Origin of the sequence: Pseudomonas sp. W15Feb9B (assembly GCF_000828175.1) — a bacterium.
Lineage (GTDB): Bacteria > Pseudomonadota > Gammaproteobacteria > Pseudomonadales > Pseudomonadaceae > Aquipseudomonas > Aquipseudomonas parakoreensis.
Map to the genome: position 1 here is coordinate 100124 of NZ_JTKF01000001.1, position 20486 is coordinate 120609.

At 61.4% G+C, this 20486-nt stretch carries 19 protein-coding genes; 14 read left to right on the top strand and 5 right to left on the bottom strand.

Going from position 1 to position 20486, the window contains the following annotated elements:
* Positions 1–8: 8 nt before the first annotated feature.
* From OC71_RS00400 to OC71_RS00415, 4 genes are read left to right on the top strand one after another with little or no spacing between them, the layout of a single operon-like run.
* Positions 9–1034: an ABC transporter substrate-binding protein gene (locus tag OC71_RS00400; RefSeq protein ID WP_041062557.1), complete on the top strand. Its 1026-nt coding sequence runs from the start codon at positions 9–11 to the stop codon at positions 1032–1034.
* Positions 1031–1945 carry an ABC transporter permease gene (locus OC71_RS00405; protein ID WP_041062560.1) on the top strand — a complete coding sequence of 305 codons (915 nt, stop codon included), beginning with the start codon at positions 1031–1033 and terminating at the stop codon, positions 1943–1945. The genes OC71_RS00400 and OC71_RS00405 overlap by 4 nt, the downstream gene beginning before the upstream one ends.
* 6 nt (positions 1946–1951) lie before the next feature.
* Positions 1952–2761: an ABC transporter permease gene (locus OC71_RS00410; protein WP_041062562.1), complete on the top strand. Its 810-nt coding sequence runs from the start codon at positions 1952–1954 to the stop codon at positions 2759–2761.
* Positions 2762–2778: 17 nt separating this feature from the next.
* Positions 2779–3933 (top strand): ABC transporter ATP-binding protein, encoded by a 1155-nt coding sequence (locus tag OC71_RS00415; protein WP_041062565.1) that lies wholly within the window; start codon positions 2779–2781, stop codon positions 3931–3933.
* A 127-nt stretch (positions 3934–4060) separates the two neighbouring features.
* Here OC71_RS00415 and map read toward each other — a convergent pair whose 3' ends face one another.
* Both map and OC71_RS00425 read right to left on the bottom strand, forming a co-directional pair.
* Positions 4061–4852 (bottom strand): type I methionyl aminopeptidase, encoded by a 792-nt coding sequence (gene map / locus OC71_RS00420; protein WP_041062568.1) that lies wholly within the window; start codon positions 4850–4852, stop codon positions 4061–4063.
* Positions 4849–5076, bottom strand: coding sequence for a ParD-like family protein (locus tag OC71_RS00425; protein WP_041062571.1), 228 nt, complete (start codon positions 5074–5076; stop codon positions 4849–4851). Before OC71_RS00425 ends, map begins: the two co-directional genes overlap by 4 nt.
* A 297-nt stretch (positions 5077–5373) precedes the next feature.
* On the opposite strand from OC71_RS00425, the gene OC71_RS00430 reads away from it, so the two are divergent.
* Complete coding sequence (locus tag OC71_RS00430; protein WP_041062574.1) at positions 5374–6309, top strand: Ppx/GppA family phosphatase; 936 nt, start codon at positions 5374–5376, stop codon at positions 6307–6309.
* 123 nt (positions 6310–6432) lie between these two features.
* On the opposite strand, the gene metE is transcribed toward OC71_RS00430, so the two are convergent.
* Positions 6433–8721, bottom strand: coding sequence for a 5-methyltetrahydropteroyltriglutamate--homocysteine S-methyltransferase (metE, locus tag OC71_RS00435; RefSeq protein ID WP_041062577.1), 2289 nt, complete (start codon positions 8719–8721; stop codon positions 6433–6435).
* 393 nt (positions 8722–9114) lie between these two features.
* Between metE and OC71_RS00440 the strand changes: the two genes are divergently transcribed.
* The 4 genes from OC71_RS00440 to yecR all read left to right on the top strand — a co-directional run bounded on the left by OC71_RS00440 (position 9115) and on the right by yecR (position 12823).
* The gene (locus OC71_RS00440) at positions 9115–10491 is read left to right on the top strand and encodes a pyridoxal-phosphate dependent enzyme (protein WP_041062580.1); all 1377 of its coding nucleotides are present in this window, start codon (positions 9115–9117) and stop codon (positions 10489–10491) included.
* Positions 10488–11660, top strand: a complete 1173-nt coding sequence (locus OC71_RS00445; RefSeq protein WP_041062583.1) for a cystathionine gamma-synthase — start codon at positions 10488–10490, stop codon at positions 11658–11660. The genes OC71_RS00440 and OC71_RS00445 overlap by 4 nt, the downstream gene beginning before the upstream one ends.
* 508 nt (positions 11661–12168) lie before the next feature.
* Positions 12169–12483, top strand: coding sequence for a hypothetical protein (locus OC71_RS00450; protein ID WP_041062586.1), 315 nt, complete (start codon positions 12169–12171; stop codon positions 12481–12483).
* Positions 12484–12514: 31 nt separating this feature from the next.
* Entirely contained in the window at positions 12515–12823 is a 309-nt protein-coding gene (gene yecR, locus OC71_RS00455) for a YecR family lipoprotein (RefSeq protein ID WP_041062589.1), read from the top strand.
* A 1-nt stretch (position 12824) separates the two neighbouring features.
* Here the strand turns inward: yecR and OC71_RS00460 are convergent, their stop codons facing one another.
* Positions 12825–14450 (bottom strand): hybrid sensor histidine kinase/response regulator, encoded by a 1626-nt coding sequence (locus OC71_RS00460; protein WP_041062592.1) that lies wholly within the window; start codon positions 14448–14450, stop codon positions 12825–12827.
* Positions 14451–14564: 114 nt separating this feature from the next.
* Between OC71_RS00460 and OC71_RS00465 the strand changes: the two genes are divergently transcribed.
* Together OC71_RS00465 and OC71_RS00470 are read left to right on the top strand one after the other, a co-directional pair.
* Positions 14565–15179, top strand: a complete 615-nt coding sequence (locus OC71_RS00465; protein ID WP_041062595.1) for a response regulator transcription factor — start codon at positions 14565–14567, stop codon at positions 15177–15179.
* A 54-nt stretch (positions 15180–15233) separates the two neighbouring features.
* Entirely contained in the window at positions 15234–15428 is a 195-nt protein-coding gene (locus tag OC71_RS00470; RefSeq protein WP_041062599.1) for a PLDc N-terminal domain-containing protein, read from the top strand.
* A gap of 95 nt (positions 15429–15523) precedes the next feature.
* On the opposite strand, the gene OC71_RS00475 is transcribed toward OC71_RS00470, so the two are convergent.
* Positions 15524–16522 carry a bile acid:sodium symporter family protein gene (locus OC71_RS00475; protein ID WP_041062602.1) on the bottom strand — a complete coding sequence of 333 codons (999 nt, stop codon included), beginning with the start codon at positions 16520–16522 and terminating at the stop codon, positions 15524–15526.
* 85 nt (positions 16523–16607) lie between these two features.
* Between OC71_RS00475 and OC71_RS00480 the strand changes: the two genes are divergently transcribed.
* The 3 genes from OC71_RS00480 (at position 16608) to OC71_RS00490 (ending at position 20410) form a co-directional block, all read left to right on the top strand.
* Positions 16608–17396, top strand: a complete 789-nt coding sequence (locus OC71_RS00480) for a helix-turn-helix domain-containing protein (RefSeq protein ID WP_041062605.1) — start codon at positions 16608–16610, stop codon at positions 17394–17396.
* 139 nt (positions 17397–17535) lie between these two features.
* Positions 17536–19248 carry an amidase gene (locus OC71_RS00485; RefSeq protein WP_041063035.1) on the top strand — a complete coding sequence of 571 codons (1713 nt, stop codon included), beginning with the start codon at positions 17536–17538 and terminating at the stop codon, positions 19246–19248.
* Positions 19249–19432: 184 nt separating this feature from the next.
* On the top strand, positions 19433–20410 hold the full coding sequence (locus tag OC71_RS00490) for a TerC family protein (RefSeq protein ID WP_041062608.1): 978 nt from the start codon (positions 19433–19435) through the stop codon (positions 20408–20410).
* The last annotated feature ends 76 nt before the right edge of the window (positions 20411–20486 follow it).

Consider the following 20486-nt stretch of genomic DNA (forward strand, 5'->3'; position numbering starts at 1 on the left):
GCGTAAAAATGGTGTTGAACAAAGCTGCAACCGCAATCCTTTTTGCGGGACTGCTGAGCGTGACCGGCCAGGCTGCAATGGCCGCCGAGAGTGTGAACTTTGTCAGCTGGGGCGGTAGCACCCAGGATGCGCAGAAACAGGCCTGGGCCGATCCGTTCAGCAAGGCCAGCGGCATCACCGTGGTGCAGGACGGCCCGACCGACTACGGCAAACTCAAGGCCATGGTCGAGAGCGGCAACGTGCAGTGGGACGTGGTCGACGTCGAAGCCGACTTTGCCCTGCGCGCCGCTTCCGAAGGCCTGCTCGAACCCCTCGATTTCAACGTCATCCAGCGCGACAAGATCGACCCGCGTTTCGTCAGTGACTACGGCGTCGGCTCGTTCTTCTTCTCCTTCGTCCTCGGCTACAACGAGGGCAAGCTCGGCGCTGCCAAGCCGCAAGACTGGAGCGCCCTGTTCGACACCAAGACCTATCCCGGCAAACGCGCGCTCTATAAATGGCCAAGCCCCGGCGTGCTCGAACTGGCGCTGCTGGCCGACGGCGTGCCGGCCGACAAGCTCTACCCGCTGGACCTTGATCGCGCCTTCAAAAAACTCGACACCATCAAGAAAGACATCGTCTGGTGGGGCGGCGGCGCGCAGTCGCAGCAACTGCTGGCCTCCGGTGAAGCGAGCATGGGTCAGTTCTGGAACGGCCGGATTCACGCCCTGCAGGAAGATGGCGCCCCCGTCGGTGTGAGCTGGAAACAGAACCTGGTCATGGCCGACATTCTGGTGATTCCAAAAGGCTCGAAAAACAAGGACGCGGCGATGAAGTTTCTGGCCAATGCCAGCAGTGCCAAAGGCCAGGCGGACTTCTCCAATCTGACCGCCTACGCCCCGGTCAACGTCGACAGCGTGGCGCGCCTGGACTCGGTGCTGGCCCCGAACCTGCCGACGGCCTACGCCAAGGATCAAATCACGCTTGATTTCGCGTACTGGGCCAAGAACGGTCAAGCCATCGCGACACGGTGGAACGAATGGCTGGTCAAATGAAAATGGCGGCCACTGCGCCCCGCCCCGCAACGGTGACCGGGAGCGCCACTGGCGCTGCCGGCTCGTCCCCCACCTTCAGACAACGCTGGAAAGGTGCCGGCAACCTGGTCCCGGCACTGCTGTTCCTCGGTTTGTTCTTTCTCGCGCCGTTGATTGGCCTGCTGTTGCGCGGCGTACTGGAACCGACCCCGGGCCTTGGCAACTATGAACAACTGTTCGCCAACTCGGCGTATGCACGGGTGCTGCTCAACACCTTTTCGGTGGCCGGGCTGGTGACGATTTTCAGCCTGTTGCTGGGTTTTCCACTGGCCTGGGCGATCACCCTGGTGCCGCGCGGCTGGGGACGCTGGATCCTCAACATCGTGCTGCTGTCGATGTGGACCAGCCTGCTCGCCCGCACCTATTCGTGGCTGGTATTGCTGCAGGCCTCGGGGGTGATCAACAAGGCGCTGATGGCGCTGGGGATCATCGATCAGCCACTGGAAATGGTGCACAACCTGACCGGCGTGGTGATCGGCATGAGTTACATCATGATCCCGTTCATCGTCCTGCCGTTGCAGGCAACCATGCAGGCCATCGACCCGATGATCCTGCAGGCCGGCTCGATCTGTGGCGCCAGTCCCTGGACCAACTTCTTCCGGGTGTTCCTGCCGCTGTGCCGGCCGGGGCTGGCGTCCGGCGGGTTGATGGTGTTCGTGATGTCGCTCGGTTACTACGTCACCCCGGCGCTGCTCGGCGGGGCGCAGAACATGATGCTGCCGGAGTTCATCATTCAGCAGGTGCAATCGTTCCTCAACTGGGGCCTGGCCAGTGCCGGCGCCGCGTTGCTGATCGCGATCACGCTGGTGCTGTTCTACTTCTACCTGAAGCTTCAGCCGGAATCCCCGGTTGGCGCCAGCAACGCGAGGTAAGCCGAGATGCTCCTGACTCCCAATGCCATGAGCCGGCGGATGCGTTTCGGCTTGTACGCCACCACCGGACTGATCGGTTTATTTCTGCTGTTGCCGATCGTGTTCATCGTCCTGCTGTCGTTCGGTTCGTCGCAGTGGCTGGTGTTCCCACCGCCGGGCTGGACGTTGAAATGGTACGGCCAGTTCTTCTCCAACGCCGACTGGATGAACGCCGCTGCGGCCAGCCTCAAGGTCGCGGTGCTGACCACGATCTGCGCCGTGGCCCTCGGTTTGCCGACGGCGTTTGCCTTGGTGCGCGGGCGTTTTCCCGGACGGGAAATGCTCTACGGCCTGTTCACCCTGCCGATGATCGTGCCGCTGGTGATCATCGCCGTGGCGGTGTACGCGCTGTTTCTCAAGCTCGGTTACACAGGGACGATGTTTGCCTTCGTGGTCAGCCATGTGATCGTCGCGCTGCCGTTCACCATTATCTCGATCATCAACTCGCTGAAGCTGTTCGATCAGTCGATTGAAGACGCGGCGGTGATCTGCGGCGCTTCACGCCTGCAAGCGGTGTTCAAGGTGACCTTTCCGGCGATCCGTCCGGGCATGGTCGCCGGCGCCCTCTTCGCCTTTCTGGTTTCGTGGGACGAAGTGGTGCTCAGCGTGATGATGGCCAGCCCGACCCTGCAAACCCTTCCCGTGAAAATGTGGACCACCCTGCGCCAGGACCTGACCCCGGTGATCGCCGTCGCTTCGACGCTGCTGATCGGCTTGTCGATTTTGGTCATGGTCATCGCCGCCGCGCTGCGCCGGCGCAACGAAATCAGCGCCTGAGCGCCCAGGAGTACGACATGAGTGCCGTGATCAAAGACGCCTCCCTGCAGAACGACAAACCTCTGGTCAGCCTGCGCAACCTGAACAAGCACTACGGCGACTTTGCCGCCGTCGACAACATCTCGCTGGACATCAAGGACGGCGAGTTTCTGACCTTCCTCGGCTCCAGCGGCTCGGGCAAAAGCACCACGCTGTCGATGCTCGCCGGCTTCGAAACGCCGAGCAGCGGCGAGATCCTGGTCAACGGGCAGTCGCTGGTCAACGTGCCGCCGCACAAGCGCGACATCGGCATGGTGTTCCAGCGTTATTCGCTGTTCCCGCATCTTTCGGTGCGCGACAACATCGCCTTCCCGCTGGCGATCCGCAAACTCGCCGCCGCCGAACGTGACAAGCGTGTCGATGCGATGTTGAAACTGGTGCAGCTCGAACAATTCGCCCATCGCCGCCCTTCGCAATTGTCCGGCGGCCAGCAACAACGCGTCGCCATCGCCCGCGCGCTGGTCTACGAGCCACGCATTCTGTTGATGGACGAACCCCTCGGCGCGCTGGATAAAAAACTGCGTGAAGACCTGCAGGATGAACTGCGCCAGTTGCATCGGCGCCTGGGCATCACCATCGTCTACGTGACCCACGATCAGGAAGAAGCCATGCGCCTGTCGCAGCGCATCGCGATCTTCAGTCACGGCAAGATTGTCGGCCTGGGCAGCGGTTACGACCTGTACCAGAATCCGCCGAACGCGTTTGTCGCGTCGTTCCTCGGCAACTCGAACTTCCTCAAGCTCAAGGCCCAAGGCAATGCGGCGGCTTCGTTTGAAGGACAGTCATTGTCGATTCGACTGACCGCCGGGTTGCACACCGATCAGGATGTGCTGCTGATGGTGCGTCCGGAAAAGGCTGTGGCGCTGAGCGTGCAGCAGGCGAGCGCAGAGCCGCTGGCAGCGGGTTGGAACGAGGTGTCGGCGCAGGTTGTGGAAGTGTTGTTTCTCGGCGAAAGCCAGACCTGCAGCGTGGTCACTTCGGGCGGTACTTCGATGACGGTGAAAGCCTTGTCAGCCGCCGGCATGCCGCTCAAGGCTGGCGACCCGGTGCGGGTGCGCTGGGCGACAGCGGATGCCTGTGTCTACAGCGAATGGGCTGAAAGCGACCTCAACAAAGCCGCCGGTTCTCACTGATATACCCCGCGCAATACACCTCCCTGTGGGAGCGGGCTTGCCCGCGAAGAGGCCGGTACATTCAATATCAATGTTGAATGTGCTGACGTCTTCGCGGGCAAGCCCGCTCCCACAGGAATCTCAGTGTTCAGGCGATCGGAGTGAACCCTTCAATTTCGTCCGGCCACGCCGTGAGGATTTCGAAGCCGGTTTCGGTCACCGCGACCATATGCTCCCACTGCGCCGACAACGAGCCATCCTTGGTCAGCACGGTCCAGCCGTCCGGCATGTTCTTCACATGGCGCTTGCCGGCGTTGAGCATCGGTTCGACGGTGAAGATCATCCCCGCCTTGAGCTTCAGGCCCTGATTGGGGAACCCGTAATGCAGGATCTGCGGTTCATCGTGGTAGACCTTGCCAATGCCATGCCCGCAATACTCGCGCACCACGCTGAAGCCTTCTTTCTCCGCCAGACTCTGGATCGCATGGCCGATGTCACCCAGCGTCGCTCCGGGACGCACCCTGCGAATGCCGGCGCACATGGCGTCGTAGGTGGTCTTGATCAGGTGTTGCGCCTCAGGCGACGCCGTGCCGACCACGTACATGCGGCTGGTGTCGCCGAACCAGCCATTCTTGATTACCGCGATGTCGAGGTTGACGATGTCGCCATCCTTCAGCGGCGTGCCCGACGGGATGCCGTGGCACACCACGTCGTTGACCGAGGCGCAGACGGTTTTCGGGAAGCCGTGATAACCGACGTTAGCCGGAATCGCTTTCTGCACATTGACGATGTAGTCGTTGCACAGGCGATCCAGTTCATCGGTGGTCACGCCCGCCTTCACATGCGGTACCAGCATCGCCAGCACCTCGGCGGCCAGCTTGCCGGCAGCGCGTGACTGAGCGATTTCGGCGGGGGTGTTGATCTTGATCTGGTTTCTCATGCGCTGACGGCTTCCTGAGTCAGTTGGTGCAGATCCAGCCCGCCGTTCTGTACGGCGCGGATCAGCAAGCGGCAAATGGCGCTGTGGTCGAGGTTGGGGTGCAGTTCGGCAAGCATGCCGATGCGCATCCAGTGCTCGGCCTGCGCGTTGATCGAGCGGCTGAGCGCGGTGCTGGAGATGCGCAGGTTCTCGTGCATGTCTTCTGAAATCTTTACGATGCCCATATCCGAATCCGATACGAAGTGTATATGGATCGTATATTAGCCAAGCGACACCCACGATTGCAAACCTTGCGCACGGATTGCCAAATCGCAGGCAAAAAAAAGCTGCCAGAAGAGGCAGCAAATACTTTAAGAACACGCGATGTATTGGGTTCAGGATAGACGCCGGATAATGACAGTGTCATGACAGCCAACCCTTCACTGAAGCGCCCCTGCCCCGTCATCAGGATGTCATCAACCGCACCGCAAAATCCTCGCAAACCGTCTTGAGCCTTCGACGGATGCTTTGCAGGGATTCCCATGAAACAAGACGCCTCGCTGTTTGCCGCCATCGACCTGGGTTCGAATGCGTTTCGCCTGATGATCGGCCAGTCGGTACGCAGTCGACAGGGCTTGATGATTCAGGAGGTCAAAACCCTGCGTGAGCCGGTGCGACTGGCCGAAGGTTTCGAAGGCGGTGCTCTGGACGCACTGGCGCTGGATCGGGGCTGGCAGGCGCTGGCGCGGTTCGGCAAGAAACTGCGCGGATTCGAGGCCGGCAAAGTGCGGGCCGTGGCAACCAGCGCGGTACGCGAGGCCGACAATGCGCAGCTGTTTCTGCACAGCGCCGAACGTCATCTGGGGTTTCGCATCGATGTCATTTCCGGCCATGAAGAGGCGCAACTGGTCTATGCCGGCGTCGCCCATTCCCTGCCGGGCGCTGAAGACATGCGGTTGGTGGTCGATATCGGCGGTGGTTCAACCGAGCTGATTCTCGGCCAGGGGTCGCAGCCGCTGCTCACCGAAAGCATCGCCATCGGCAGCGGCACGCTGGGCGCACGCTATTTCCCTGACGGGCGCATCGCGCCCGGTGCGCTGCAGGAAGCCGAACGCGTGGCGATCCTGCAATTCGAGAAAGTCGCCCGCCGCTACCGCGCACAGGGCTGGCAGCAGACCATTGGCTCGTCCGGCACGGCGCGGATGCTGGCGAAAGTACTCAAGGCCAATCGCTTGAACGACCTCGGCCAGGATGGCATTACCTATGGTGGGTTGTTGCGTTTGTCGCTGTTGCTGCTGAAGGTGAAGAACGTTCAGCAGTTGAAGCTGGCAGGTTTGCAGCCGCATCGCCAGAGCATTTTGCCCGGCGGATTGGTATTGATGCTGGCGGCGTTCAAGGCATTCGGGATTTCGCAGATGGTGCCGTCGGAACCGGGGCTGCGCCTGGGTGTGCTGCATGGTTTGATTAGCCGGCACTGATACCCTACACACTCCAGTGTGGGAGCGGGCTTGCCCGCGAAGGCGGAGTGTCAGTCGAGAATTATTCAGCTGACACTCCGCTTTCGCGAGCAAGCTCGCTCCCACAGGGTTTGTATTCAGGCTTCAGGCCAGTTCTTTGCGCAGTTGCCGGGCAGCGGCAACCATGTGCACCAACGCCGCTTCTGTCTCCGGCCAGCCACGGGTTTTCAGACCGCAATCCGGGTTGACCCACAACCGCTCGGCCGGAATCCGCTGCGCTGCCTTGCGCAGCAAATTGGCCATCTCCGAAGCATCGGGAACGCGTGGCGAGTGGATGTCGTAGACACCCGGGCCGATCTCGTTCGGATAGGCGAAGGCTTCGAAGGCGTCGAGCAACTCCATGTCCGAACGCGAGGTTTCGATGGTGATCACGTCGGCATCCATCGCCGCGATGGACTCGATCACATCGTTGAATTCGCTGTAGCACATGTGGGTGTGAATCTGGGTCTCGTCACGCACCCCCGAGGCGCACAGGCGGAACACTTCAGTGGCCCAGTCCAGATAATGCTGCCACTGCGCGCGGCGTAGCGGCAGACCTTCGCGGAAGGCGGCTTCGTCGATCTGCACGATCCTGATTCCGGCGGCTTCCAGATCCACCACTTCGTCACGGATCGCCAGCGCCAGTTGCCGCGCCTGCACCTCACGGGACACGTCTTCACGGGGGAACGACCACATCAGCATGGTCACCGGGCCGGTCAGCATACCTTTCATGACCTTGCCGGTGAGGTCCTGAGCATAGCGGATCCAGTCCACGGTCATGGCTTGCGGACGGCTCAGATCACCGAAGATCACTGCCGGTTTCACACAACGTGAACCGTAGCTCTGCACCCAGCCAAAACGGCTGAACACGTAGCCGTCGAGTTGCTCGGCGAAGTACTCCACCATGTCGTTGCGCTCGGCTTCTCCGTGCACCAGTACATCGAGGCCCAGTTGCTCCTGGATCTCCACAGCGTGACGAATTTCGCTGTACATGGCTTCGGTGTATTCGGCTTCGCTGAGCTTGCCTTGCTTGAACGACTGACGCGCCAGACGAATCGAGGCGGTCTGCGGAAACGAACCGATGGTGGTGGTCGGGAACAGCGGCAGGTCGAGGCCGGCGCGCTGCTTGGCGATGCGCTGGGTAAACGGCGATTGGCGCTGGCTGTCCTGCGCTGTAATGGCCGCCACACGGGCCTGCACCGCCGGTTTGTGAATACGTGGCGAGGCGGCGCGACTGGTCTGTACCGAGCGGCTTTGGGTCAAGGCGCGGAGCACTTTTGGTGACTCAGGCTCGTTGACGGCCTGAGCCAGCACGGCGACTTCTTCGCACTTCTGCACGGCAAACGCCAGCCAGCTTTTCAGCTCGGCATCGAGCTGGTCTTCGCGGCTCAGATCCACCGGACTGTGCAGCAGCGAGCAGGACGGCGCGACCCACAGCCGATCCCCCAGACGTTCATGCGCATGCTGCAACGTCGCCAGCGCATGTTCCAGATCGCAGCGCCAGACGTTGCGACCGTTGACCAGGCCCAGCGACAACACTTTGTAGGCCGGCAGGCGATCAAGAATGGTCGGGTACTGTTCCGCTGCACGCACAAGATCGATATGTAACCCATCGACCGGCAGATTGGCGGCCAGACCGAGGTTTTCTTCCAGACCACCGAAGTAAGTGGCGAGCAGCTTTTTCAACGGATCGCGCTGGATCTGGTTGTACGCACGCTCGAAGGCGTTCTTCCATTCCTGCGGCAGGTCGAGCACCAGAATCGGCTCGTCGATCTGCACCCATTCCACACCGAGTGCGGCGAGGCGCGCGAAGATCTGCCCGTACAGCGGCAGCAGGCGGTCGAGCAATTCCAGCTTGTCGAATGCGGCGCCTTTGGCCTTGCCCAGCCATAGATAAGTCAGTGGGCCGATAATCACCGGTTTGACGTTATGGCCGAGGGCACGTGCCTCTTCGACTTCTTCGAACAACTGTTCCCAACCGAGCTGGAACTGTTGATCGGCGCTGAATTCCGGGACCAGATAGTGGTAGTTGGTGTCGAACCACTTGGTCATTTCCTGAGCGTGTGCACCGCCGCAGCAACTGTCGCTGACACCACGGGCCATGCCGAACAGGGTCTGCAGGCTGGCTTTGCCGTCGTGCGGACGGAAACGCTCGGGGATCACCCCGAACATCAGCGAGTGAGTCAGCACCTGGTCGTACCAGGCGAAATCGCCCACCGGCAGCAGCTCGAGGCCGGCGTTTTTCTGCAAGTCCCAATGGGCCTTGCGTAGTTCACGACCCACTTCACGCAGGCCGGCCTCGTTCAGTTCTCCTTTCCAGAACGCCTCTTGCGCTTTTTTCAGTTCGCGGTCGCGACCGATGCGCGGAAATCCGAGGGAATGGGCCAGTGCCATGACAAACAACTCCAAATGTCTTGTTGATGGCGGCCATTGTCGGGATCAGGCACTAGTGAGACAAACTCATTTTAATCTTGATGATCACAAGTTTCCCTCATGATCGAATGTCACCTGTATGCCCGCTGAAAACATGTTTTGCCCTGCAGGATATTCATCCGCGAATCAAGCTGGCGAGCGCGGTCACGACGCCCTTTGAATACTCAATGGCGCCTTGATGTAAACCCTCTGAAACCGCGCCGTTGCAGGCTTCGATTCTGTTCTATGGTTAGATCGAAATGGCTGTATCTGCGGCTGACTAATGGTTGCGACAGATCCTGTCTGCGCCTATGTTGCACGCGAGCTTTTCCCCGCGAATGGAACGCGATCAACACCACTACAAGAGGTGAAGAAATGTCAAAGGATTCACGCCCTGCCGTACTTGGGCTGATCGGCAATACGCCGCTGGTACAAGTTACCCGCTTCGATACCGGCCTCTGCACACTGTTTCTCAAACTGGAATCACAAAACCCCGGCGGCTCGATCAAGGACCGCATCGGTCTGGCGATGATCGACGCCGCTGAACGCGATGGGCGCCTGCAAACAGGTGGCACCATTGTCGAGGCCACCGCCGGCAATACCGGTCTGGGCCTGGCACTGGTCGGCCGGGCCAAAGGCTACCGCGTGGTGCTGGTGGTGCCGGACAAGATGTCCACCGAGAAAGTCCTGCACTTGAAAGCCATGGGCGCCGAAGTGCACATCACCCGCTCGGACGTCGGCAAGGGCCACCCCGAGTATTACCAGGACGTCGCCGCCCGCCTGGCGAAAGACATTCCCGGCGCGTTCTTCGCCGACCAGTTCAACAACCCCGCCAACCCGCTGGCACACGAGTGCAGCACCGCGCCGGAAATCTGGGCGCAGACCGAACATGATCTGGACGCGATCGTGGTCGGCGTCGGGTCTGCCGGCACCCTGACCGGGCTGAGCCGTTTCTTCAAACGCGTGCAGCCGGATCTGGAAATGGTCCTCGCCGATCCGGTGGGTTCGGTGATGGCGCAATACAGCCGCGACGGCACGATGCCGACGCCCGGTTCGTGGGCGGTGGAAGGCATCGGCGAAGACTTCATTCCGTCGATCACCGACCTCAGCAGCGTGCGCCACGCTTACTCGATCAGCGACGAAGAAAGCTTCGATCATGCCCGACAGTTGCTCAAGGCCGAAGGCATTCTCGGGGGTTCGTCCACCGGCACCTTGCTGGCTGCCGCGTTGCGTTATTGCCGCGAACAGACCGAGCCCAAACGCGTGGTCAGCTTCGTCTGCGACACCGGCACGCGCTATCTGTCGAAGGTCTACAACGACCAGTGGATGACCGATCAGGGCCTGTTGCAACGCAAACGCTATGGCGACCTGCGCGATCTGATCGCGCGACGTTTCGAAGACGGCCGCGTGATCAGCGTCGGCCCCGACGACACCCTGCTGACCGCGTTCCAGCGCATGCGTCTGGCGGATGTCTCACAACTGCCGGTGCTGGTGGAAGGCAAACAACTGGTCGGCGTGATCGACGAATCCGACATCTTGCTCGCGGTGCACGAAGACGCCGCGCGCTTCAGTCAATCGGTGTCCAGCGTGATGACCGACAAACTGCAAACCCTCGCACCTGGCGCCCATCTCACCGAGCTCGAAGCGGTTCTCAGTCGTGGCCTCGTGGCGATAATTGCCGACGCTTCGGGCTTCCATGGTCTGATTACCCGCACCGACATGCTCAACCAATTACGGAGATCCCTCGCATGAGTCAGCACGACGATAAATCCCAAGGCTTCGCGACCCGGGTGATCCATGCCGGGCAAACGCCTGACCCGACCACCGGTGCGCTGATGCCGCCGATCTACGCCAACTCGACGTACCTGCAAGACAGCCCCGGCGTGCACAAGGGCTTTGACTACGGGCGCTCGCACAACCCGACGCGTTTTGCGCTGGAACGCTGCGTGGCGGATCTGGAAGGCGGTACCCGCGCGTTCGCTTTCGCGTCCGGGCTGGCGACGATTTCCACCGTGCTTGAACTGATCGATGCCGGTTCGCACGTGATCTCCGGCAATGACCTGTACGGTGGCACATTCCGCCTGTTCGACAAGGTGCGTCAGCGCAGTGCCGGGCATCGTTTCAGCTACGTCGATCTGACTGACCTGGCGGCGTTCGAAGCGGCGCTGCAGGACGACACGCGCCTGGTGATTGTCGAGTCGCCGACCAACCCGCTGCTGAGCCTGTCGGATCTGGCCGCGATTGCACGCATCTGCCGCGCACGCGGGATCATCAGCGTTGCCGACAACACCTTCGCCAGCCCGTATATCCAGCGCCCGCTGGAGCTGGGTTTCGACATCGTGCTGCACTCGACCACCAAGTACCTGAACGGTCACTCCGACGTGATCGGTGGTATCGCAGTGGTCGGCCAGAATGCCGAACTGGCGGACAAACTCGGCTTCCTGCAGAACGCGGTCGGCGCGATTTCCGGGCCGTTCGATGCATTCCTGACGTTGCGCGGGGTGAAAACCCTGGCGCTGCGCATGGAACGTCATTGCAGCAACGCACTGGAACTGGCCAAGTGGCTGGAGCAGCAGCCGCAGGTCAAACGCGTTTACTACCCAGGCTTGCCGTCGCACCCGCAGCACGAGTTGGCCAAACGGCAGATGCATGGTTTTGGCGGGATGATTTCGGTGGATCTGAACAGTGATCTGGAGGGTGCACGGCGCTTTCTGGAAAACGTGAAGATCTTCGCACTGGCCGAAAGCCTCGGCGGCGTCGAAAGCCTGATCGAGCATCCGGCGATCATGACCCACGCGACCATTCCCGCTGAAACCCGCGCCAAACTGGGCATCGGCGATGGCCTGGTGCGTCTGTCGGTGGGCGTCGAAGACCTCGAAGACCTGCGCGCCGATCTGGCGTATGCGCTGACGAAAATCTGATCCTGCAACAACGACAAAGCCCGCAGTGATGCGGGCTTTGGTTATTCGAGTAGGCGGCCAGTGCTGGTCTCTGGCTTACAAGGTTTATCGGGCCTCTCACAGTACAAAAGCAACCATGGAAAAAGAACGGTGCTTTGCTGCCTCACACGGCATAAGGGCTGGATCTCAGCGCGGAGATCTTTCTAACCGTGTACCCTTCGGAACGCGCCCCACGTCCCCTTGCTATCCGCTTGCGCATCAGTCTGCGTCTTCGCCTACACCTTTGAGGCTAGCAAACGCCATCGGCTGATGGGTGAGTGTTTTTAGACTGATTTCCTTTCTGCGCCCCCTTGCAAGGAAGCGAAAAGACTATCGGCTTCACGGCTCACTAGCACATTTGTGCTAATCGACCGCCCCGCCCCCCGGCGCTATATTCCCTCGCAACCCCCGATGTTCCCCAACATTGCCACTGTGCAGTGCGCGGGATCGTTGTGCCTGGAAATCAGAACAACACCAAGGAAGAAGCACCATGAAACTGCATTCCAATCTGTGCAAAGTGGCCATTGTCGGCGCCCTGATGCTGGGCGCCAGCGGTTGCCAGACTGCCAAACCCACCGAAGCCAGCATGAAAGAACGGGCCCAGACCGTCATCGGCAAACCGGTGTCGAAAATCGACAACATCCGCAGCGACAGCACCCTCACCTACTACACCGCGTATACCTCGGCCGGCGAGTACAACTGCGAGTTGCCCAGCGGCGCGATTATCGCGGTGGCGAGCATGGGCATCATGACTCCGCCGCTGTCTTGCCTGCCCAAAGGCGCCTCACCGATCCCCGTTCAGTAATTGATTTCCCCGGTAAAGGACGACGCTCATCATGAAAATCCTGATCGCTACTCTCACCCTCACCGCCCTCGCCCTGACCGGCTGCGCCACGCCCAAACAGTGGGAAGCCACCGGCGGCAGCAAGAACGACGGCGTGGTTCAGGTTTCCTACGAACTGGGCCAGTTCGAAAGCGGCCAGACCAACGCCGCGCAAGGTCTGACTGTCGCGATGGAGCGCTGCAAGACCTGGGGTTACAAGAACGCCGAGGTGACCGGTTCGGAGAAAAACATCTGCCGCACCATGGGCCAGTACAACTGCCTGCAAACCACCATCACTCAGGACTACCTCTGCAAGCGTTGAGTCAGACCTGTTCGACCGGTTCGGTTTGCCGGTCGCGCAGGGCTCGCAAGGTCGCGCGCAGCTCGGCCGGGCGTACCGGTTTGGACAGGATGGCAATTTGGCGGTCGTGCAAGGCCGCCTGTATTTTCTCGATGTCATGCCCGGTAATGATCATCGCTGGCACCGCAAAACCACGCTGGCGCCGCACCTCGTCGATGCACTCGATCCCGGTCGAATGCGTACCCAGATCGTAATCGGCGACGATGATGTCGCAATCGGTGACCAGCCCCTGTCCGCTCAACTCGCCCTGCACCACACAGCCCCAGCGCTCAAGCAGCGCCGACGTCGCCAGCAACACGTTGCGATCGTCCTCTACCAGACACACCTTCAGCCCGGTCAACAGGCCGGCCTGCCGCACATCGTCACGCATGGCCGGCAACTGTGGCGCCACGGCCACCGGCAAGCCATACAGCGTGACCGCCGTGCCGCGCCCAAGCTGCGAGCGCAGCGCCACATCGACGCCGATCAACTGCCCCAGACGCTTGACGATCGACAGCCCGAGGCCGACGCCTTCCACGTCCTTGTCACGCACCTGACGCACCCGATAAAACTCCTCAAACACTTTCGGCAGATGCTCCTCGGCAATGCCGTTACCGCGGTCATGAATCACGATGGCCAGCCCGACACCGCGTTTGCGCACGCCGATCAGCACCGGGCGTTGCGCGCCGTATTTGAAGCAGTTGGAAAGCACGTTCTGCACCATGGTCGCAAGCAGCGCCGGATCGCTCCGCACCCAGTGTCGGCACGGGCGCAGGCGCAATTCCACACCGGCCCAGCGCGCAGCTTCGGCGTTCTGGCGGACCAGGTCGGCCAGCCACTCGCCCAGATTGAACACCTGCAACCTGGGCAGAACGCGCCCGTTGTCGAGGGTGTAGAGGTCAAGAATCGAACGGAATAACTGCGAGACGTTGAGCAGCGATCGGTCAATGTTGTCGACCAGTTGCCGCTCCTGCTCACCCAGCCGCGATTCACGCAGGCACGCCGTGAACAGACCGATGGAGTGAATCGGCTGGCGCAGATCGTGGCTGGCCTGGGCGAGAAACCGCGACTTTTCCAGATTGGCTGCGACGGCTTCTTCAGAGGCCTTGCGCGTGCGCTCCAGCAGCAAGTGCGCGTAGAACGGAATCACCGTGCTGGTGAGCATCAACATCAGCACCATGTACGGTTGCGCCTGCCACACCGGCGTCAAGCGATAAACCGCCAGCAACGCCAGCAGCGCCAACCCCGTGGCGATCGCAAGATAGCGCGAGCCATAGCGCATGCCATTACCGAGGTTGACCCAGATGATCACCGCGTACAGCGGCAACGCCGCTTCACCGCCGAGCACCAGGCCGAAACAGGTGCCGGTGTAATCGTGGATCATCGCGAATATTCGTCGCGCCGGGTAATGCCCCGGCCAGCGCGCGATGGCCTGGCGCAGGACAATCGACGCCAGCAGAAACAGCGTGATGTAGACCACCACCGGCAGATAGACATCGAAGCGCTGACCCGGCAATACACCGAGCACGCAGATGTAAACCATGGCAATGCTGGCGATGATGATGCGCAGATTGGCCTGATCCAGCTCGGTGTTTTTCTCGAACTTCATGGGCAACGTCCTTGTGCGACAGTCGTCAGTTTCAGCACCGGCCAGCAGGCAATCCGCGTCTGCGGTGCTAAGGTGCATGCCGTAAACCACGCCTGATCCAGGGAGGGTCACGCCATGACCGGCCGAATCATCATAGCCGACGATCACCCGATGTTTCGCGAAGCCATGCGGCGCACTGTGCAGCGCCTGTTGCCCGAGGCAACTATCGAGGAGGCCGGCGATCTCGACGCCGTGCTGGCCTTGCTGCCCGCCGGCAACGAGCCGGACACGCTGATTCTCGACCTGCGCTTCCCCGGCCTGACCTGCATCAGCCAACTCGCCGAGCTGCGCCAAAGACTGCCACGCACCACATTGATCGTAGTGTCGATGGTCGACGACGAGGCGTTGATCGGCGAAGTAATGGCGGCCGGCATCGACGGTTTCATCGGCAAGAACATCGCCCCGGATGAGATCGGCCAGGCGATTCTGGCGATCCGCGAAGGCGAGGTACTGGTCAGGTTCGCGCCTTCCGGGCTGCTGCCGCTGGAGACCGGCACCGCCCTCACCCCGCGTCAGCAGGATGTGTTGCGGCTGATCGCCCAAGGCAAGACCAACAAGGAGATCGCCCGGGAGCTGGATATCTCGCCGTTCACCGTGCGCATCCATGTGTCATCGTTACTGCGCACGCTCAATGTGCCGTCGCGGGCAGCCGCTGCGGTGAAGTATTCGGGAGGCAGCGGCGCAATTTAAATGAACCCTGCGCGTTTGGACTCACCTAACTGAAAGACCATCAGGAGGTAGCCCATGCAAATTGAACCCGTCTGGATCGTACTCGCCGTCGTTCTTGTGATCATTGAACTGTGGGCGATCAACAGGGTGCGCAAGAGCGCAGGCAAAGGCAGCAATAAAGGCGTGTGGATTATCGCCATCGTGTTCCTGCCCTTGTTTGGCCTGATTGCCTGGGCACTGGCCGGCCCGAAACACGTTACGCAGGATTGATACAACACAATCCCCTGTAGGAGCTGCCGCAGGCTGCGATCTTTTAAAATCAAAAGATCGCAGCCTGCGGCAGCTCCTACCAGGGAAGCGGTGTTTTACGGATCAACCTGCGCCATCAACTCCGGCACCGATTCCGGCCGTTTCGCGTAACGCTGCGCCAGCACTGCACAGACCATCAATTGAATCTGATGGAACAGCATCAGCGGCAGGATCAACACGCCAATCGTGCTGCCGGCAAACAACACCTGCGCCATCGGCACGCCAGTGGCCAGACTCTTCTTCGAACCGCAGAACAGAATGGTGATACGGTCTTCCTGGCTGAAACCGAACGCCTTGCCCAGCAAGGTCGACGCCAGCAACACCAGCGCCAGCAAGATGCAGCAAACCACCACCAGCCCCAACAGATCGACCAGCGGAATCTGGTGCCAGATGCCTTCGTTGACCGCCTCGCTGAATGCGCCATACACCACCAGCAGAATCGAACCCTGATCGACAAACTTCAGCCAGTTCTTGTTGCGGCCGACCCACGCACCGATCCAGCGGCGAGCGATCTGCCCGGCAATGAACGGCAGCAGCAGTTGCACGCTGATCTTCAGAATCGCATCGACGGTCGAACCGCCGTCACCGTGCACGTTCAGCAGCAGCGTCACCAGCAACGGCGTGAGGAAGATCCCGAACAGGCTCGATGCCGCCGCACTGCAGATCGCCGCCGGAATATTGCCCCGGGCCAGCGAAGTGAAAGCAATCGCCGACTGCACGGTGGCCGGCAACGCACAAAGGTAGAGCATGCCCATGTACAGCTTGTCGCCGATCAGCGGTGACAGCAGCGGTTTCAATGCCAGACCGAGGAGCGGGAACAGCACAAAGGTCAGGCCGAACACCAACAGGTGCAGGCGCCAGTGGCCGGCACCGGCGATGATCGACTCACGCGAGAGCTTGGCGCCATGCAGGAAAAACAGCAGCGCGATGGCGATGTTGGTCAGCCAGCCGAACCCGACCGCGACCTGACCGCTGGCCGGCAGGAAACTGGCCAGCAGCACAACGCCGATCAGGGTCAGGGTGAAGTTGTCGGGCAGGAATCTTGGTCGGGTCATGGGTCTGTTCATCCGGGGGTTGCCAGTACGTGACTGCAACTCTAACGTGAGCAGAAATTACCGACTAACGCCGAAGAGCCAACAGATGCCGCCTAAAGGACACGAGAAAAGCTTCCGGCGCAGCATTCCCGGGCTGCCGAGCCTGCCGCGTGCGCTGTACGGGCGCACCGAATCGCTGCCCAATCGCGCGCTGACCCGACGTCACAGTCACCCGTGGGTGCAATTGTCGTACGCGATTCAGGGCGTGCTTGAGGTGCAGACCAGCGCCGGACGTTTCGTCGCGCCGCCGGAGCGCGCGGTGTGGATTCCGGCGGGCGTGCCGCACCGAGTGTTCAGCTCGCCGCACACCGAAATGCGCAGCCTGTACATCGATTGCAGCGTGGCCGGCTGGGCGCTTGAGCGCTGTCATGTGCTCGGCGTCAGCGACCTGCTGCGCGAGCTGATCCGCGCGTTCAGTCTGGTGCCGGTGGAATACGACGAGAGCGGCGCCCATGGCCGGTTGGCCCAGGTGATCCTCGATCAACTGGCCGAGGCACCGCAGATCGACCTGATGCTGCCGTTGCCGCAGGACAGCCGTCTGCGGCAGATCTATCAAAGTCTGGAGCAACATCCGGAACAGCAGACCACACTGAACCATTGGAGCGAAAAATTCGGTGTCACCGAGAAAACCCTCAGCCGACTGTTTTTACGCGACACCGGCCTGACCTTCCGCGCCTGGCGTCAGCGCTTGCGTCTGTTGGGTGCGCTGACCCCGCTGGAACGCGGCGAACGGGTCACCGACGTGGCTCTGGCCTGCGGTTATGACTCGACCTCGGCGTTCATCGCGGCGTTTCGCCAGCAGTTTGGTGAAACCCCGGGCGAATTTTTTCGCTGACTTTTGTCGATATTTATCGAATTAGCGCATGCCATTCGGCAAAGTTCAGGGTAGAGTTTCGCCCATACGAAATTCTTCACGCATTTCGACGATAACCCTAATGACCCAACCCTTTAGCGAACCTGTCGGCGGTAACAGCATGATCGAAGTCACTGAAGTCTCCATTGCTCAATTACGCGCGGCGCTCGACGCCGGCCAGACCACCGCGGTTGAACTGGTGCAGGCCTATCTGGCCCGGATCGACGCCTACGACGGCCCGCACACCGCCACCGCACTGAATGCGGTGGTGGTGCGCAATCCTGAAGCGCTGGCCGAAGCCCAGGCGTCCGACACGCGCCGGGCCAAGGGCGAAACCCTCGGCCCGCTCGACGGCATCCCTTACACCGCCAAGGACAGCTATCTGGTCAAGGGTCTGACCGCCGCCTCCGGCAGCCCGGCCTTCGCCGATCTGGTGGCGCATCGCGACGCCTTCACCATCGAACGCCTGCGCGCCGCCGGGGCGATCTGCCTGGGCAAGACCAACATGCCGCCGATGGCCAATGGCGGCATGCAGCGTGGCGTCTATGGCCGGGCCGAGAGCCCGTACAACGCCGCCTACCTGACCGCGCCGTTTGCCTCTGGCTCGTCCAACGGCGCCGGCACCGCCACCGCCGCGAGTTTCTCGGCCTTCGGCCTGGCGGAAGAAACCTGGTCGAGTGGTCGCGGCCCGGCGTCGAACAACGGTTTGTGCGCCTACACGCCGTCGCGCGGGGTGATCTCGGTGCGCGGCAACTGGCCGCTGACGCCGACCATGGACGTGGTGGTGCCGTATGCACGGACCATGGCCGATCTGCTTGAAGTGCTCGACGTGGTCGTCGCGGAAGACCCCGACACCCGTGGCGACCTGTGGCGCCTGCAGCCGTGGGTGCCGATCCCGAGCGTCGCCTCGGTGCGCCCGGCGTCCTACGCCGAGCTGGCAGTGAAACCCGCGGCACTGGCCGGCAAACGCCTCGGTGTGCCGAAGATGTACATCAACGCCGACCCTGAAGCCGGCACCAGCGAAGCGCCGGGCATCGGCGGCCCGACCGGGCAACGCATCAACACCCGCCCTTCGGTGATCGACCTGTGGAAACAGGCCCGCGCGGCTCTGGAAGCGGCCGGCGCCGAAGTCATCGAAGTGGATTTCCCGCTGGTCTCCAACTGCGAAGGCGACCGTCCGGGCGCGCCGACCGTGTTCAATCGCGGCATCGTTTCCAAGGAGTTCCTGCACCACGAACTGTGGGACCTGTCGGCCTGGGCCTTCGACGATTTCCTGCGCGCCAACGGTGATCCGAAGCTCAATCGCCTGGCCGATGTCGACGGGCCGAAAATCTTCCCGCACGACCCGGGCACCCTGCCCAACCGTGAGGGCGACCTGGCCGCCGGCATGGACGAATACGTGCGCATGGCCGAGCGCGGCATCACCCCGTGGGATCAGATTCCGACTCTGCCGGACGGCCTGCGCGGCCTGGAGAAAACCCGCAAGCTCGATCTGGAAGACTGGATGGACACGCTGAAACTCGACGCGGTGCTGTTCCCGACCAACGCTGACGTCGGCCCGGCAGATGCCGATATCAATCCGGAATCGGCGGACATCGCCTGGAGCAATGGCGTCTGGGTCGCCAACGGCAACCTGGCGATCCGGCACCTCGGCGTACCAACCGTCACCGTACCGATGGGGATCATGGCCGACATCGGCATGCCGGTCGGCCTGACCTTCGCCGGTCGCGCCTACGATGACTCGAATCTGCTGCGCCTGGCCTCGGCGTTTGAGGCGACTGGCTCGAAGCGTCAGGTGCCGCCGCGCACTCCGGCGCTGACTGCCGGCAAGTAATCAGAACGACGGGGTTGAGACCGCAAAAGGTCTCAATTCCCGTCGTCGCTATTCCCCCTCCCTGATCGCGACACTTCGCTTTTCCCGAACTATTGCTCAGAAATAAGCGATTTTTCTTGCAACCAAACTCGCCGCTAGCATGGCCCTGCCTGACCCTAATTCAATAAAAGCCAGGGAGCCAGCCATGCCAACCACCAACATCAATATCGGCGAACCATGGATGTGGGGCGCGTTTATCGTCTTCGTTCTCGCCATGCTTGCGCTGGATCTGTTCGTTTTTGGCGGACGCAAGGCGCACCGCGTTTCAGTGCGGGAAGCGTCCTGTTGGGTGATCGCCTGGTGTGCGCTGGCGATGGCTTTTGCCGGGTTGCTCTGGTGGTATCTGCACGGCGAGTTCGGCGCCGACATTGCCCAGCGCAAGACGCTGGAATTCCTCACTGGTTATCTGATCGAGCAGTCACTGTCGATCGACAACATGTTCGTCTTCGTGATGATCTTCAGCTACTTCGCCGTGCCACCGGAATTGCAGCGCCGGGTGCTGCTGTATGGCGTGCTCGGGGCGATCGTGATGCGCGCGGCGATGATCTTTGCCGGGGTGTGGCTGGTGTCCCAGTTCGAGTGGCTGTTGTATGCCTTCGGGGTGTTCCTGATCATCACCGGGATCAAGATGCTGATGTTCGCCGAGCAGCAACCGGATCTCGACAAAAACCCGCTACTGCGCTGGGTGCGCGGGCACATGCGAATCACGCAGGGCTTTCACGGCGAGCGCTTTTTCGTGCTGCAGAACGGCGTACGCTGGGCCACGCCGATGTTTCTGGTTCTGGTGCTGATCGAGGCCAGCGACCTGATGTTTGCGGTCGATAGCATCCCGGCGATTTTCGCAGTCACCACCGATCCGTTCATTGTGTTCACCTCGAACATCTTCGCGATCATGGGCCTGCGGGCGTTGTATTTCCTGCTGGCAGACATGGCCGACCGCTTTCATCTGCTCAAGTACGGACTGGCGATCGTGCTGGTGTTCATCGGCGGCAAGATGACGCTGATGCCGTGGTTTCACATGCCGGTGGAATGGTCGCTGGCGGTGGTCGGCGGGGTGATTCTGGGGTCAGTGGTGTTGAGCCTGATCGTCACTCGCAAGGAAGACCAAACTCAATCCCTGTAGGCGCTGCCGCAGGCTGCGATCTTTTTTAAAGCAAAATCAAAAGATCGCAGCCTGCGGCAACTCCTACAGGGAGGAG

Excerpts from the sequence above, each read along its gene's own strand:
- OC71_RS00475 (WP_041062602.1), bottom strand. The coding sequence starts at position 16,522 with ATGACCCGACCAAGATTCCTGCCCGACAACTTCACCCTGACCCTGATC.
- OC71_RS00405 (WP_041062560.1), top strand. The coding sequence starts at position 1,031 with ATGAAAATGGCGGCCACTGCGCCCCGCCCCGCAACGGTGACCGGGAGC.
- OC71_RS00425 (WP_041062571.1), bottom strand. The coding sequence starts at position 5,076 with ATGGGCATCGTAAAGATTTCAGAAGACATGCACGAGAACCTGCGCATC.
- OC71_RS00485 (WP_041063035.1), top strand. The coding sequence starts at position 17,536 with ATGATCGAAGTCACTGAAGTCTCCATTGCTCAATTACGCGCGGCGCTC.
- OC71_RS00460 (WP_041062592.1), bottom strand. The coding sequence starts at position 14,450 with ATGAAGTTCGAGAAAAACACCGAGCTGGATCAGGCCAATCTGCGCATC.
- metE (WP_041062577.1), bottom strand. The coding sequence starts at position 8,721 with ATGGCACTGGCCCATTCCCTCGGATTTCCGCGCATCGGTCGCGACCGC.
- OC71_RS00480 (WP_041062605.1), top strand. The coding sequence starts at position 16,608 with ATGCCGCCTAAAGGACACGAGAAAAGCTTCCGGCGCAGCATTCCCGGG.
- OC71_RS00410 (WP_041062562.1), top strand. The coding sequence starts at position 1,952 with ATGCTCCTGACTCCCAATGCCATGAGCCGGCGGATGCGTTTCGGCTTG.
- OC71_RS00470 (WP_041062599.1), top strand. The coding sequence starts at position 15,234 with ATGCAAATTGAACCCGTCTGGATCGTACTCGCCGTCGTTCTTGTGATC.
- OC71_RS00400 (WP_041062557.1), top strand. The coding sequence starts at position 9 with ATGGTGTTGAACAAAGCTGCAACCGCAATCCTTTTTGCGGGACTGCTG.
- yecR (WP_041062589.1), top strand. The coding sequence starts at position 12,515 with ATGAAAATCCTGATCGCTACTCTCACCCTCACCGCCCTCGCCCTGACC.
- OC71_RS00450 (WP_041062586.1), top strand. The coding sequence starts at position 12,169 with ATGAAACTGCATTCCAATCTGTGCAAAGTGGCCATTGTCGGCGCCCTG.
- OC71_RS00415 (WP_041062565.1), top strand. The coding sequence starts at position 2,779 with ATGAGTGCCGTGATCAAAGACGCCTCCCTGCAGAACGACAAACCTCTG.
- OC71_RS00440 (WP_041062580.1), top strand. The coding sequence starts at position 9,115 with ATGTCAAAGGATTCACGCCCTGCCGTACTTGGGCTGATCGGCAATACG.
- OC71_RS00490 (WP_041062608.1), top strand. The coding sequence starts at position 19,433 with ATGCCAACCACCAACATCAATATCGGCGAACCATGGATGTGGGGCGCG.
- map (WP_041062568.1), bottom strand. The coding sequence starts at position 4,852 with ATGAGAAACCAGATCAAGATCAACACCCCCGCCGAAATCGCTCAGTCA.
- OC71_RS00465 (WP_041062595.1), top strand. The coding sequence starts at position 14,565 with ATGACCGGCCGAATCATCATAGCCGACGATCACCCGATGTTTCGCGAA.
- OC71_RS00445 (WP_041062583.1), top strand. The coding sequence starts at position 10,488 with ATGAGTCAGCACGACGATAAATCCCAAGGCTTCGCGACCCGGGTGATC.
- OC71_RS00430 (WP_041062574.1), top strand. The coding sequence starts at position 5,374 with ATGAAACAAGACGCCTCGCTGTTTGCCGCCATCGACCTGGGTTCGAAT.